This is a genomic window from Microbacterium sp. NPDC055599 (assembly GCF_053618975.1).
The window spans coordinates 226,639-239,170 of the sequence record NZ_JBSHIM010000002.1; the positions used below are offsets into that span (position 1 = coordinate 226,639).

General features: G+C 67.1%; 16 protein-coding genes. All 16 read right to left on the reverse strand.

Translation table 11 applies throughout. The annotated features are described in order from the left end of the window. Window positions 1–21: 21 nt before the first annotated feature. A complete protein-coding gene (rpsS, locus tag ACWGQ1_RS02715) occupies window positions 22–303 on the reverse strand; it encodes a 30S ribosomal protein S19 (protein ID WP_017201589.1) in 282 nt (93 codons plus the stop codon). Window positions 304–315: 12 nt separating this feature from the next. Then, complete coding sequence (rplB, locus tag ACWGQ1_RS02720) at window positions 316–1,155, reverse strand: 50S ribosomal protein L2 (RefSeq protein WP_136028879.1); 840 nt, start codon at window positions 1,153–1,155, stop codon at window positions 316–318. A gap of 20 nt (window positions 1,156–1,175) precedes the next feature. Continuing rightward, window positions 1,176–1,499 carry a 50S ribosomal protein L23 gene (gene rplW, locus ACWGQ1_RS02725; RefSeq protein ID WP_025102406.1) on the reverse strand — a complete coding sequence of 108 codons (324 nt, stop codon included), beginning with the start codon at window positions 1,497–1,499 and terminating at the stop codon, window positions 1,176–1,178. Continuing rightward, window positions 1,496–2,158, reverse strand: coding sequence for a 50S ribosomal protein L4 (gene rplD / locus ACWGQ1_RS02730; protein WP_136028877.1), 663 nt, complete (start codon window positions 2,156–2,158; stop codon window positions 1,496–1,498). Before rplD ends, rplW begins: the two co-directional genes overlap by 4 nt. A gap of 2 nt (window positions 2,159–2,160) precedes the next feature. Beyond that, window positions 2,161–2,820 (reverse strand): 50S ribosomal protein L3, encoded by a 660-nt coding sequence (gene rplC / locus ACWGQ1_RS02735; protein WP_136028875.1) that lies wholly within the window; start codon window positions 2,818–2,820, stop codon window positions 2,161–2,163. Between the two features lie 8 nt (window positions 2,821–2,828). Continuing rightward, window positions 2,829–3,137, reverse strand: a complete 309-nt coding sequence (gene rpsJ / locus ACWGQ1_RS02740; protein WP_017201594.1) for a 30S ribosomal protein S10 — start codon at window positions 3,135–3,137, stop codon at window positions 2,829–2,831. 842 nt (window positions 3,138–3,979) lie between these two features. Beyond that, a complete protein-coding gene (locus ACWGQ1_RS02745; protein ID WP_105723378.1) occupies window positions 3,980–4,192 on the reverse strand; it encodes a hypothetical protein in 213 nt (70 codons plus the stop codon). A 154-nt stretch (window positions 4,193–4,346) separates the two neighbouring features. Beyond that, the gene (gene tuf / locus ACWGQ1_RS02750; RefSeq protein WP_136028873.1) at window positions 4,347–5,537 is read right to left on the reverse strand and encodes an elongation factor Tu; all 1,191 of its coding nucleotides are present in this window, start codon (window positions 5,535–5,537) and stop codon (window positions 4,347–4,349) included. Between the two features lie 148 nt (window positions 5,538–5,685). Beyond that, complete coding sequence (fusA, locus tag ACWGQ1_RS02755; RefSeq protein ID WP_136028870.1) at window positions 5,686–7,800, reverse strand: elongation factor G; 2,115 nt, start codon at window positions 7,798–7,800, stop codon at window positions 5,686–5,688. 87 nt (window positions 7,801–7,887) lie between these two features. Further along, window positions 7,888–8,358 (reverse strand): 30S ribosomal protein S7, encoded by a 471-nt coding sequence (gene rpsG / locus ACWGQ1_RS02760; protein WP_017201608.1) that lies wholly within the window; start codon window positions 8,356–8,358, stop codon window positions 7,888–7,890. Window positions 8,359–8,363: 5 nt separating this feature from the next. Continuing rightward, entirely contained in the window at window positions 8,364–8,732 is a 369-nt protein-coding gene (gene rpsL / locus ACWGQ1_RS02765) for a 30S ribosomal protein S12 (RefSeq protein WP_013584051.1), read from the reverse strand. Between the two features lie 217 nt (window positions 8,733–8,949). Continuing rightward, window positions 8,950–9,597 carry a spermidine/putrescine ABC transporter substrate-binding protein gene (locus tag ACWGQ1_RS02770; RefSeq protein WP_205812819.1) on the reverse strand — a complete coding sequence of 216 codons (648 nt, stop codon included), beginning with the start codon at window positions 9,595–9,597 and terminating at the stop codon, window positions 8,950–8,952. 49 nt (window positions 9,598–9,646) lie between these two features. Continuing rightward, on the reverse strand, window positions 9,647–10,081 hold the full coding sequence (locus ACWGQ1_RS02775) for a hypothetical protein (protein ID WP_206252865.1): 435 nt from the start codon (window positions 10,079–10,081) through the stop codon (window positions 9,647–9,649). 65 nt (window positions 10,082–10,146) lie between these two features. Then, a complete protein-coding gene (locus tag ACWGQ1_RS02780; RefSeq protein ID WP_452312288.1) occupies window positions 10,147–11,289 on the reverse strand; it encodes an ABC transporter in 1,143 nt (380 codons plus the stop codon). A 117-nt stretch (window positions 11,290–11,406) separates the two neighbouring features. Further along, window positions 11,407–11,559, reverse strand: a complete 153-nt coding sequence (locus ACWGQ1_RS02785; protein WP_168387200.1) for a hypothetical protein — start codon at window positions 11,557–11,559, stop codon at window positions 11,407–11,409. Between the two features lie 69 nt (window positions 11,560–11,628). After that, window positions 11,629–12,531: an ABC transporter permease subunit gene (locus ACWGQ1_RS02790; RefSeq protein ID WP_452312289.1), complete on the reverse strand. Its 903-nt coding sequence runs from the start codon at window positions 12,529–12,531 to the stop codon at window positions 11,629–11,631. Window position 12,532 lies beyond the last annotated feature (1 nt).

A 12,532-nucleotide genomic window follows, 5' to 3' on the forward strand; every position in this document is an offset into this window, starting at 1 on the left:
CTCTCCTCTATCGTCCCCGCGTCAGCGGCGACGGCCCTTCTTGTCGTCCTTCTCGTGGCCGCGGAAGGTGCGGGTGGGCGCGAACTCGCCCAGCTTGTGACCGACCATGGTCTCGGACACGAACACGGGGATGTGCTTGCGTCCGTCGTGGACCGCGATCGTGTGACCCAGCATGGCCGGGATGATCATGGACCGACGGGACCAGGTCTTGATGACGTTCTTGGTGCCGGCTTCGTTCTGCACGACCACCTTGCGAAGCAGGTGCTCGTCGACGAAGGGGCCCTTCTTAAGACTGCGAGGCATCTTCTCTTACTCCTACTTGCGCTTCTTGCCGGCGTTGCGACGACGCACGATGTACTTGTCGCTTTCCTTGTTGGCGTGACGGGTGCGACCCTCGGCCTGACCCCACGGGGAGACCGGGTGACGACCACCGGACGTCTTGCCCTCACCACCACCGTGCGGGTGGTCGACCGGGTTCATCGCGACACCACGGACGGTCGGGCGGACGCCCTTCCAGCGCATGCGGCCGGCCTTGCCCCAGTTGATGTTCGACTGCTCGGCGTTGCCGACCTCGCCGATGGTCGCGCGGCAGCGCGCATCGACGTTGCGGATCTCGCCGGAGGGCAGACGCAGCTGGGCGTAGGGGCCGTCCTTCGCCACGAGGCGGACGGATGCACCGGCCGAGCGCGCCATCTTCGCGCCGCCGCCGGGGCGGAGCTCGATGGCGTGGATGACGGTACCCGTGGGGATGTTCTTCAGCGGGAGGTTGTTTCCCGGCTTGATGTCCGCCGCGGGGCCCGACTCGACGATGTCGCCCTGGTTCAGCTTCGCCGGCGCGAGGATGTAGCGCTTCTCGCCGTCGAAGTAGTGCAGGAGCGCGATGCGCGCGGTGCGGTTGGGGTCGTACTCGATGTGAGCGACACGGGCGTTCACGCCGTCCTTGTCATTGCGACGGAAGTCGATGACGCGGTACTGGCGCTTGTGGCCACCACCGATGTGACGGGTCGTGATGCGGCCCTGGTTGTTGCGACCACCGGTCTTCGAGAGCGGGCGCAGCAGCGACTTCTCCGGCGTCGATCGGGTGATCTCGGCGAAGTCAGCCACCGACGAGCCGCGACGGCCCGGGGTCGTGGGCTTGTACTTGCGAATAGCCATGATTGTCCTTATCCCCCGGATCAGCCGATTGCCGTGAAGATGTCGATGGTGCCCGACTTCAGGCTCACGATGGCGCGCTTGGTGTCCTTGCGCTTGCCCGTGCCGAAGCGGGTGCGACGGGCCTTGCCGACGCGGTTGATCGTGTTGACCGACGCGACCTTGACACCGAAGATCTTCTCGATGGCGAGCTTGATCTCGGTCTTCGAAGCGCGCGGGTCGACGAGGAAGGTGTACTTACCCTCGTCGATGAGCCCGTAGCTCTTCTCGGACACGACCGGCTTCAGGATGATGTCGCGCGGGTCCTTGTTCAGGGCCGTCTGGAGAACAGATGCCTGCTCGCTCATGCGGAGACCTCCTGGTTGGCGCCGGACTTGGAGGCGATGAAGCCCTCGAGCGCGGCCTGGGTGAAGACGATGTCGTCGGAGACGAGAACGTCGTAGGCGTTGAGCTGGTCGAACGACAGCAGGTGCACGTTGCCGAGGTTGCGCAGGCTCTTGAGCGCGAGCTCGTCGCCGCGCTCGATGACCACGAGCACGTTCTTCGACGTGGCGACCTGGGCGAGGAAGCCCGCGGCGGCCTTGGTCGACGGAGCACCGTCGGTGCCGAACGTGTCGATCGCGTGCAGGCGGTCGCCGCGGAAGCGGTCGCTGAGCGCGCCGAGGAGGGCGGCCGCGATCATCTTCTTGGGCGTGCGCTGCGAGTAGTCACGCGGCTTCGGGCCGTGGACGATGCCACCGCCGGTCATGTGCGGCGCGCGGATCGAGCCCTGACGGGCGTTACCCGTGCCCTTCTGCTTGAAGGGCTTGCGGCCGGCGCCGGAGACCTCGCCACGACGCTTGGTCGAGTGCGTGCCCTGGCGAGCCGCCGCGAGCTGCGCGACGACGACCTGGTGGATGAGCGGGATGTTCGTCTTGACGTCGAACAGAGCGGCGGGCAGCTCGACCGAGCCAGCCTTCTTGCCGTCTGCCTTGAGGACGTCGAGCGCGAGAGTGGAGTCAGCCATGATCAGGCACCCTTCACTGCGTTGCGGACGTAGACGATGCGGCCACGAGCACCGGGGACGGCGCCCTTGACGAGCATCAGACCCTTCTCGATGTCGATGGCGTGCACCGTGAGGTTGAGGACGGTCACGCGCTCGCCACCCATACGGCCGGCCATGCGCATGCCCTTGAAGACACGGCTCGGGGTCGACGAGGCGCCGATCGAACCGGGCTTGCGGTGGTTGCGGTGCGCACCGTGCGAGGCGGAGACGCCCTTGAAGTTGTGGCGCTTCATGACACCGGCGGTGCCCTTGCCCTTGCTCGTGCCGACGACGTCGACGAGCTGGCCGGCCTCGAACGTGCCGTCCACCGTGAGCTCCTGGCCCAGCGAGTAGTCGGCGGCGTCGGCCGTGCGGATCTCGGTCACGTGGCGACGCGGCGTGACGCCGGCTGCCTCGAAGTGAGCCGAGAGGGGCTTGTTCACCTTGCGGGGGTCGATCTGGCCGTACGCGATCTGCACGGCGTTGTAGCCGTCCTTCTCGGGCGTACGGATCTGCGTGACCACGTTCGGCGCGAGCTCGATGACGGTGACGGGAACGAGCTTGCCGTTCTCGTTCCACACCTGGGTCATGCCGAGCTTCGTGCCCAGCATGCCCTTGGAAACCTTGGAGTTGATGTCAGCCATGTCGAACCTCAGAGCTTGATCTCGATGTTGACGTCGGCCGGCAGGTCGAGGCGCATCAGCGAGTCGACGGCCTTGGGCGTCGGGTCGACGATGTCGATCAGACGCTTGTGGGTGCGCATCTCGAAGTGCTCGCGGCTGTCCTTGTACTTGTGGGGCGACCGGATGACGCACACGACGTTCTTCTCGGTCGGAAGGGGCACGGGTCCGACGACGGTCGCGCCCGCACGGGTCACGGTGTCGACGATCTTGCGTGCGGACGTGTCGATGACCTCGTGGTCATACGACTTCAGGCGAATGCGGATCTTCTGTCCCGCCATTGTCTGCTCTCTCTCTATAAGCGTCGTACCGTCCTGGACCGGGTGGCCCTGGGGCATTGGACGCACGTCGGCGCGGATTGCGCCTCGGCACGAGAACGGCTCTGCAAACCGATCTGCTGCACCACTGTTCTGCTGTCAGCCGGACGCCCGGAGGCGAACGGATGCCCGACCCTCGCCGCGCACGGCGATGCCCTCGAAATGAAGGTGTCGGGATTGTGTTCTGCTGCCCGCGGCCTAGAACCCTGTGCTTCCGAAGAGGCACCGTCTATGCACTGCCCTGGCAGTGATCCGGCGCACGCACAGCGGCGACGGAATATCGAACCTGTCTATTCTGCCACGGGCGATTTCACTTCTGCAAACCCGGGCGTGTCGCGCCTCGTGTCCGCCCTCTTCGGCGGGGGTCTGCAGCTCGTGCTCAGGCCCGAGTGGAGCGCGGGGCGAGGCATCCCCATGCCTCGCCCCGCTTGGGGAGGGCGTTCAGTGCGAGGGGGCACACCGAACGCGAGGTGCCCAGCGTGAAGGGACGCCGGACGCCTCGACCGAGGGCACGGCGGAAGACCCGCCGCGCAGGCGGGGAGACGCTCTGGCGCAAAGAGTGCGCGCGTCGCACGATGATCCCCAAGATCGTTTTCCCCAGTGTGAACGCGGTAGAACCGCGTGCTTCAGGAAACCGAACCCCTTCGGTTTCCCCGACCGCAAGATCCCCAGGCGGTCTGCATCATCCTACTCGATCTCTCCGTCAGTTCGCCAGTTCGCGCTGGCGCGTGCCGAGATTCCAGAGCGCCCGGGTACGAGAAGAGCGGCGCCCCTCGGAGGAAGCGCCGCTCGTGAACGATCTCGGGCTACTCGTTGCCGACCGCCTTGTCCGCGCTGTCACGGATCTCGTCGATCTTGTCGGCCGCACCGGGAGCGATCTTCTTGGCGAAGTCGGCGACACCGTCGAGCACCTTGTCGCTGATGTCCTCGGCCTGCTCGCTCTTGACGGCCTCGGCGATCTTGTCCTTGTTCTGCTCGTACAGGTCCTTGCCCTTGTTCACGGCGTCGTCGATACCCATGTGGCTCCCCTTCGGAGGTGTGTGTGTCCGGCCGATGAGACCGGACACACTCATTGTGCATGCCCTCCCCCGCCCGCGGAAGCCCGATTAGAGCGTGGAAAACGACAAAGAGGCCGGACCCGAAGGTCCGACCCCTTTGCGAGGAAGCAGATGCTTACTTGATGATCTTCGTCACCGTACCGGCGCCGACCGTACGACCACCCTCACGGATGGCGAAGCCGAGGCCCTCCTCCATGGCGATCGGCTGGATCAGCTCGACCGTCATGTCGGTGGTGTCGCCGGGCATGACCATCTCGGTGCCCTCGGGCAGCGAGATGACGCCGGTGACGTCCGTGGTGCGGAAGTAGAACTGCGGGCGGTAGTTCGTGTAGAAGGGGTTGTGGCGGCCACCCTCGTCCTTGGACAGGATGTACGCGGTGCCCTCGAAGTCGGTGTGCGGCGTAACCGAACCCGGCTTCACGATGACCTGGCCACGCTCCACGTCCTCGCGCTTGGTGCCGCGGAGGAGCAGACCACAGTTCTCGCCGGCCCAGGCCTCGTCGAGCTGCTTGTGGAACATCTCGATACCGGTGACGGTCGTCTTCTGCGTCGGACGCAGACCCACGATCTCGACCTCGGAGTTGATGGCCAGCGTGCCACGCTCGGCGCGACCCGTGACGACGGTGCCACGACCGGTGATCGTGAAGACGTCCTCGACCGGCATGAGGAAGGGCTTGTCACGGTCACGCTCCGGGTCCGGAACGCTGTCGTCGACAGCCTGCATCAGGTCCAGGATCGCCTGGGTCCACTTCTCGTCGCCCTCGAGAGCCTTGAGAGCGGAGACGCGGACGACAGGAGCGTCCTCGTCGAAGCCCTGGCCGGCGAGCAGCTCGCGGACCTCGAGCTCGACGAGCTCCAGGATCTCCTCGTCGTCGACCGCGTCCGACTTGTTCAGCGCGACCAGCAGGTAGGGAACGCCGACCTGCTTGGCGAGCAGCACGTGCTCGCGCGTCTGGGCCATCGGGCCGTCGGTGGCGGCGACCACGAGGATCGCGCCGTCCATCTGAGCCGCACCCGTGATCATGTTCTTGACGTAGTCGGCGTGGCCGGGAGCGTCGACGTGCGCGTAGTGGCGCTTCGGGGTCTCGTACTCGATGTGCGAGATGTTGATCGTGATACCACGCTGGCGCTCTTCCGGCGCCGAGTCGATGGAAGCGAAGTCACGCTGCACGTTCGTGTCGGACGGGTACTTGTCAGCAAGCACCTTCGAGATCGCTGCGGAGAGCGTGGTCTTGCCGTGGTCGACGTGACCGATCGTTCCGATGTTGACGTGCGGCTTGGTCCGCTCGAACTTGGCCTTAGCCACTGGGTCCTCCTCAGGACGTCGTTGTAGAGGTGCCGGGCACTGGTTTGCGACCGGTTCTCTACGGGTTAGGTTCTCAGTTTAGTAGAGAGGGAATGTGAAGTTGTAGGTGACCTGGGAACAGAGCGGCGGGCTCTGTTCCCAGGAAGTGTTACTCGCCCTTGGCCTTCTGGACGATCTCGTCGGCCACCGCGCGCGGGACCTCGGCGTAGCTGTCGAACTCCATGGAGTAGACGGCGCGACCGGAGGTCTTCGAACGCAGGTCGCCGATGTAGCCGAACATCTCGGACAGCGGCACCGCAGCGCGCACGACCTTGACGCCGGCGGCGTCCTCCATCGACTGGATCTGGCCACGACGCGAGTTCAGGTCACCGATGACGTCGCCCATGTACTCCTCGGGAGTACGGACCTCGACGGCCATCAGCGGCTCGAGCAGCACGGGGTTGGCACGACGCGCGGCCTCCTTGAAGCCCATGGAGCCCGCGATCTTGAACGCCATCTCCGAGGAGTCGACGTCGTGTGCCGCACCGTCGACGATGGTCGCCTTGACGCCCACCATCGGGTAGCCCGCCAGGACACCGACGTTCATCGCGTCCTGGAAACCGGCGTCGATCGAGCCGATGTACTCGCGCGGGATGCGGCCACCCGTGACCGCGTTCACGAACTCGTACGTCTTCTCGCCGTCGAGCTCGAGCGGCTCGATGTTGAACTGGATCTTGGCGAACTGACCCGAACCACCGGTCTGCTTCTTGTGCGTGTAGTCGTGCTTCTCGACGGCCTTGCGGATCGTCTCGCGGTACGCCACCTGCGGCTTGCCGACGTTCGCCTCGACGCGGAACTCGCGCTTCATGCGGTCGACGAGGATGTCGAGGTGCAGCTCGCCCATGCCCTTGATGGTCGTCTGACCGGTCTCGGGGTTGAGCTCCGTGCGGAAGGTCGGGTCCTCCTCAGCGAGCTTCTGGATGGCGAGACCCAGCTTCTCCTGGTCGGCCTTGGTCTTCGGCTCGATGGCGACCTCGATCACCGGCTCGGGGAACGTCATCGACTCGAGCACGACCGGCTGCTGCGGGTCGGCCAGGGTGTCACCGGTGGTGGTGTCCTTCAGTCCGATCACGGCGTAGATGTTGCCGGCGGTCAGCTTGTCGACCGGGTTCTCCTTGTTGGCGTGCATCTGGAAGATCTTCCCGATGCGCTCCTTCTTGCCCTTGGTCGAGTTGATGACCTGAGCGCCCGACTCGAGCTCACCCGAGTAGACGCGCACGTACGTCAGGCGACCGAAGAACGGGTGCACGGCGACCTTGAAGGCCAGGGCCGCGAACGGGTCCTTCGCGTCGGGGTGACGCTCGATGATCTTCTCCTCGTCCTTCGGGTCGTGCGCCTCGATGGCGGGCACGTCCAGCGGGGACGGGAGGTAGTCGACGACGGCGTCCAGCATCGGCTGCACGCCGCGGTTCTTGAACGCCGAGCCGCAGAGCACCGGGTAGATCTCGCTGGCGATGACCATCTTGCGGATGGCGCCCTTGATCTCTGCGACCGTCAGCTCCTCGCCGCCGAAGAACTTCTCGAGAAGCTCCTCGTCGGTCTCCGCGACCGTCTCCAGCAGCTGCTGGCGGTACTCCTCGGCCTTGTCCTTGAGGTCGGCCGGGATCTCCTGCACCTCGTACGAGGCGCCCATGGTCACGTCACCCTTGGCGTCGCCGGGCCACACCAGTGCGCGCATCTCCACGAGGTCGATGACGCCGACGAAGTCGTTCTCGGCACCGATCGGGAGCTGCAGCACGAGCGGCTTGGCACCGAGGCGGTTGATGATCGTGTCGACCGTGAAGTAGAAGTCCGCGCCGAGCTTGTCCATCTTGTTGACGAAGCAGATGCGGGGGACGTTGTACTTGTCGGCCTGACGCCACACGGTCTCGGACTGGGGCTCCACGCCCTCCTTGCCGTCGAACACGGCGACCGCACCGTCGAGGACGCGGAGCGAGCGCTCCACCTCGACCGTGAAGTCCACGTGACCGGGGGTGTCGATGATGTTGATCTGGTTCTTGTTCCAGAAGCAGGTCACGGCGGCAGACGTGATCGTGATGCCGCGCTCCTTCTCCTGCTCCATCCAGTCGGTGGTCGAGGCGCCGTCGTGCGTCTCGCCGAGCTTGTGGTTGACGCCCGTGTAGAACAGGATGCGCTCGGTCGTCGTGGTCTTGCCGGCATCGATGTGCGCCATGATGCCGATGTTGCGGACCTTGCTCAGGTCCGTGAGCACGTCTTGTGCCACAGGAGTGTCCTTATCTTTTGGAGCAGTCGTACTGCGAAGAGGGGGTGCCCGTCCCTCGGCGGGTGGCCGAGGGACGGGCCGAGCTGATTACCAGCGGTAGTGAGCGAACGCGCGGTTCGACTCGGCCATCTTGTGGGTGTCCTCGCGGCGCTTGACCGCGGCACCGAGGCCGTTCGACGCGTCCAGGATCTCGTTCTGGAGACGCTCGGTCATCGTCTTCTCACGACGACCCTTCGCGTAGCTCACGAGCCAGCGCAGCGCGAGGGTGTTCGCGCGGTGCGGCTTGACCTCGACCGGAACCTGGTAGGTCGAGCCACCGACGCGGCGGCTGCGGACCTCGAGCGTGGGGCGCACGTTGTCGAGCGCCTTCTTGAGCGTGGCGACGGCGTCCTGACCGTTCTTCGCCTCGACACCGCGGAGGGCGCCGTAGACGATCGACTCGGCCAGCGACTTCTTGCCGTCGACGAGGATCTTGTTCACCAGCGAGGTGACGATCGGTGCGCCGTAGACCGGGTCGTTGACGACGGGGCGCTTCGGGGCGGGACCCTTACGAGGCATCTAACTCAACCCTTCTTCGCGCCGTAGCGGGAACGAGCCTGCTTACGGTTCTTGACGGCCTGGGTGTCCAGGGCGCCACGGACGATCTTGTAACGCACACCGGGGAGGTCCTTCACGCGACCGCCGCGGACGAGCACCAGCGAGTGCTCCTGCAGGTTGTGGCCCTCACCGGGGATGTACGCGGTGACCTCGGTCCCGTTGCGGAGCTTCACACGGGCGACCTTGCGCATCGCCGAGTTCGGCTTCTTCGGGGTGGTGGTGTAGACGCGGGTGCAGACCCCGGCCTGCTGCGGGTTCGACTTGAGCGCCGGCGCCTTGGTCTTCGAGACCTTGGGCGAGCGACCCTTGCGAACCAACTGCTGAATGGTTGGCACGTTCTCTCCTCATAGTGCTGCACGGTGACAGCGTGATGGGTTTCACATCATGACCCACCGGCACGCCGGAACCGGCGAGCTTTTGGTGTGGTGGGTATGCCGTGGGGGCGGACCGGCATGGGGCCGACGCCCAGCGCGCACGTCAGGACGTGCACACACCTGATCAAGTGTAATGCCGCGTAACCAACGCGGTCAAATGAGGGCGGCCGCCGCCGGCTCAGCTCACGTCGGGGCCGAACGGCGAGTCGAGCGACTCCGTGAGTTCGGCGAGCATGGCTTCGATCTGCGGTTCGACGTGCTGCGACACCGCCGCCTGAATCGAGACGCGGTGGCGCAGCAGCAGGCCGCAGATCTCGCGGCCGATGAGGTTCGCGTACTCGTCGGCGAGGGCCACTTCCTGCCGTAGCGCGATCTTCGCCTCCTCCGACAGGGGCGGCAGCGGCGGGAGCTCCGCCGCGGAGTCGTCGGCGAGACCGGCGATCGTGAACAGGAACGGTGCGCCGGGAACCGGCTCCGGGTCGAGCGGCAGGCCCTCGAACTCGGGAGCCAGGTCCTCGGTCGGGCGGTAGCTGCGTGCTCTGTTCCTGGCCGCTTGGCTGTCGAGCTCGCGCTGGAGCATCGGAAGGTTGCGGGCCGTGTAGTCCGCGACCGCGTGGTCGACGATCGTCTTGATGCGCGTCGACAGCCCGTGCTGCACGCCGTGGGGTGTGTCGCCCGCGATCCCGGCCGCGGCGAGGATGGGCGAACCGAGACAGCGACGGCACGGCGCGACCCGGCCGCGGTGGGTGGCCGGCTCCCAGCGCGGCACCCAGCGCAACCACGCCTCGACGGCCTGGTCCACCTGCGTCTCCAGTGAGCGCTCCACGACACCAGCGTACGGCGCGTCACCGCTCCCCGCGCGGATTTGCGGGGGGTCACTCCCCCTCGTCGTGCTCCCAGGGCCATCGCGGACGTTCGCTGCGGGTCCGACGGAGGGCGATACCGCTCCAGCCCGCGATCGCCGCCGCCACCAGGACCACCGCGCTAGCGCCGCCCCGGACGAGGTCTCCCGCGACGGCCGTCGCGATGATGAGGCTCTCTGCGGCAGCCAGCACCGCAATCCACAGCGTCGCGAGATGGACCAGCGCGGTGAGGAGTGCGATCACCAGCGCGGAGCCGAACGACGGACGCCGGCGCCGCAGCGTCGCGCCGAGCGACAGAGCGAACGCGACCACCGCCAGGATCATGCCCACCACACCCGGCACCTGGCCGAGGCCCTCCACCGCGATGATGTCCCGATCCGTCGCCACGCTCAGCGCGCCCAGCCCGAACACCGACAGCGCGAAGAACCCGATGGAGGCGAGCACCACCGCGAGGACAGGCGAAACCCCCGCGGACTCGGGCCCGCGGGGGTTCGGCGTGGTGGCGTGCGTGACTACCTCGCCAGCGTCGGGCCGGCTTCGAGGGTGCGCTCGTACTCGCGCTGCGCCTCGGCGTTCAGCTCCGTCTTGCGGGCGCCGCTGCGGGCCACCCAGGCACCGAACCAGATGGTCAGCTCCCTGGCGAACACGAATGCAGCGATGGCGAGCGGGGCGAGCAGCTGCTCCCCCGCGAGCTCCAGGCCCTGCGAAGCGGTGAGCTTCCAGAACGGCGCCTCGAAGAGCTGTCCGAGGATGTGCCCCGCGTACGCGATGAGCCCGACGATGATGCCGAACACCACCCAGAGGCCCCAGCGGCCGCGGTTGATGATCGCGCCGAGGAGCCAGAAGCCCAGGAAGAACACGACGACGGGCGTCCAGTAGCCCCACGTGAGCAGCGGCGCCAGGAAGGCCTCGCCGATGTTCTCGCCCGTGACGTCTCCGGCGATGGCGCGCAGGCCGACCGCGGTGCCGAGGTAGAGGATGGCGAAGGCGACCGTCGCCAGGAGGCCGATCGCCCCGGCCGTTCCGCGGTTTCCGCGGTCGCGCGGCGGCTCCGGAGCCTGAACGAAGATCGGCTGAGGCTGAGCTGCGGCGGCGCCGGCTGTCCCGACGTACGGCTCCGACGGGACGATGCGTGTGTCGGCGTCGTCGGAGTGCGGGGCGTATGCCGTGTCCGCCATGGACGACTCCTCGTGACGTGGCGACCAGGAGGCCGCCCCGGGAGTCGGGAAGGCCGCGGTCGCATCGGCGTCGCGACGATCGTCCGCGACGCGGTCATCCGGACGGTCGCCCGCGAGCCGGTCGGCGGGAAGACGCTCGGCACCGCGGTCGTCGGCGAGCCGGTCGGAATCCGCTCGCTGCTCGGCGACGGCCGCACGGTCGGCGACGGGTACCGCGCCCGCGGCGGGAGCGGTCGAGCTGAAGGCGCCGGGGTGGTCGCGCTCGGCGGCCTCGAACGCGGCGAGATCGGGGTCGACCGGCGGGTGCTGGCGCTCCGGGTTCGCGTCGGCGGGCGTGCGCTCCGCCTCGGCCTCCGCGTCGGAGCCGGCGACGTCCGCTCGGGCTGCGGCGGCAGCATCGAGACCGGCGTTCGCGCTACCGACGACGTCGTCGACGTCGCGCGGCTTCTCGGGCTGACGAGCCTCGGGATCACTCATGGGGGTGCGCCTCTCATCGATGTGTGCTCTGCGAGGGTACCGCCGCGTGTCCAGGCCCTCACGGAGGCGTGCCGACGTGTCGCCGGGTCGGTGCCTGCGGAAGGGGGGAACCGCGGATCAGGGCAGGGCGGAACGCAGAGCGTCGCCGAAGAACTGCGCCAGCACCGGCATCATCGGCAACGACAGCCAGAGCAGGCCGCCGATGATCACGGTGCAGATCACCCCGGCCACCCAGCTCATCCCGATGCTGCGACCACCCACCCGTGCCATGTCGCCAGGGTACGTCGCGCCCCGTCGACCGCCGGGGTGCAACGCCGAGGTGACGGGCGACCGGACGGCTTAGCCCTTCGTGGCACCGGCGGTGAGGCCGCCCACGATGTACTTCTGCAGGAACAGGAACAGGATCATCACCGGGATCGCGGCCATGACCGCACCGGCGCTGAAGGCCGACCAGTCCGCGTAGCGCGGGTTCGCGACGAGCTTGGTGAGCCCGACCACGAGTGTCTGCTGATCGACGTCGACGAGCATGACGCTCGCGATGACGTACTCGTTGACCGTGCCGATGAATGACAGCAGCCCGACCACGGCCAGGATGGGCGCGACGAGGCGCAGGATGATCGTGAAGAAGATGCGTGCGTGACCCGCACCGTCGATGCGCGCCGCCTCGTCGATCTCCTTGGGGATCGTGTTGAAGAAGCCGTACATCAGATACGTGTTCACCCCGAGCGCTCCACCGAGGTAGACCAGGATCAGCCCGGTATGGGTGTTCAACCCGATCGCCGGGAACCAGTCGCCGATGGTCGACATGAGCAGGAAGATCGCGACGACCGCGAGGAGCTGCGGGAACATCTGCACGACGACGATCGTGACGAGACCGACCCGGCGACCGGCGAAACGCATGCGCGAGAAGGCATACGCGGCGCAGGCTCCGATGAACACGGTCACGGCGCCGGTGACCACCGCGATGAGCAGGGTGTTCAGGAACCAGGTGCCGTAGGGGTTCTGGGGGTCGCTCAGAATGCGTACGTAGCTGTCGATGCCGATGGCGGAGAACAGCTGGTTCGAACCGGTCAGCGTGCCCTTAGGGTTCAGCGAGGCCGAGACCACGTAGAGCAGCGGGAAGAGCGCGAACGCGCTCACGACGATCGCGACGAGGTGCCGCCAGCCGGTGTCGGCGAACCAGGCGCGGAACGAGCGGCGGCGCGGAGCCTGACGGGCGGCGGTGGGGCTGGTCGTGCTCATG

Bases quoted from the DNA above. Each gene is read 5' to 3' on its own strand.
- rpsS (WP_017201589.1), bottom strand. From the start codon at position 303: ATGCCTCGCAGTCTTAAGAAGGGCCCCTTCGTCGACGAGCACCTGCTT.
- rplB (WP_136028879.1), bottom strand. From the start codon at position 1,155: ATGGCTATTCGCAAGTACAAGCCCACGACCCCGGGCCGTCGCGGCTCG.
- rplW (WP_025102406.1), bottom strand. From the start codon at position 1,499: ATGAGCGAGCAGGCATCTGTTCTCCAGACGGCCCTGAACAAGGACCCG.
- rplD (WP_136028877.1), bottom strand. From the start codon at position 2,158: ATGGCTGACTCCACTCTCGCGCTCGACGTCCTCAAGGCAGACGGCAAG.
- rplC (WP_136028875.1), bottom strand. From the start codon at position 2,820: ATGGCTGACATCAACTCCAAGGTTTCCAAGGGCATGCTGGGCACGAAG.
- rpsJ (WP_017201594.1), bottom strand. From the start codon at position 3,137: ATGGCGGGACAGAAGATCCGCATTCGCCTGAAGTCGTATGACCACGAG.
- ACWGQ1_RS02745 (WP_105723378.1), bottom strand. From the start codon at position 4,192: ATGGGTATCGACGACGCCGTGAACAAGGGCAAGGACCTGTACGAGCAG.
- rpsG (WP_017201608.1), bottom strand. From the start codon at position 8,358: ATGCCTCGTAAGGGTCCCGCCCCGAAGCGCCCCGTCGTCAACGACCCG.
- ACWGQ1_RS02780 (WP_452312288.1), bottom strand. From the start codon at position 11,289: ATGAGTGATCCCGAGGCTCGTCAGCCCGAGAAGCCGCGCGACGTCGAC.
- ACWGQ1_RS02785 (WP_168387200.1), bottom strand. From the start codon at position 11,559: ATGGCACGGGTGGGTGGTCGCAGCATCGGGATGAGCTGGGTGGCCGGG.
- ACWGQ1_RS02790 (WP_452312289.1), bottom strand. From the start codon at position 12,531: ATGAGCACGACCAGCCCCACCGCCGCCCGTCAGGCTCCGCGCCGCCGC.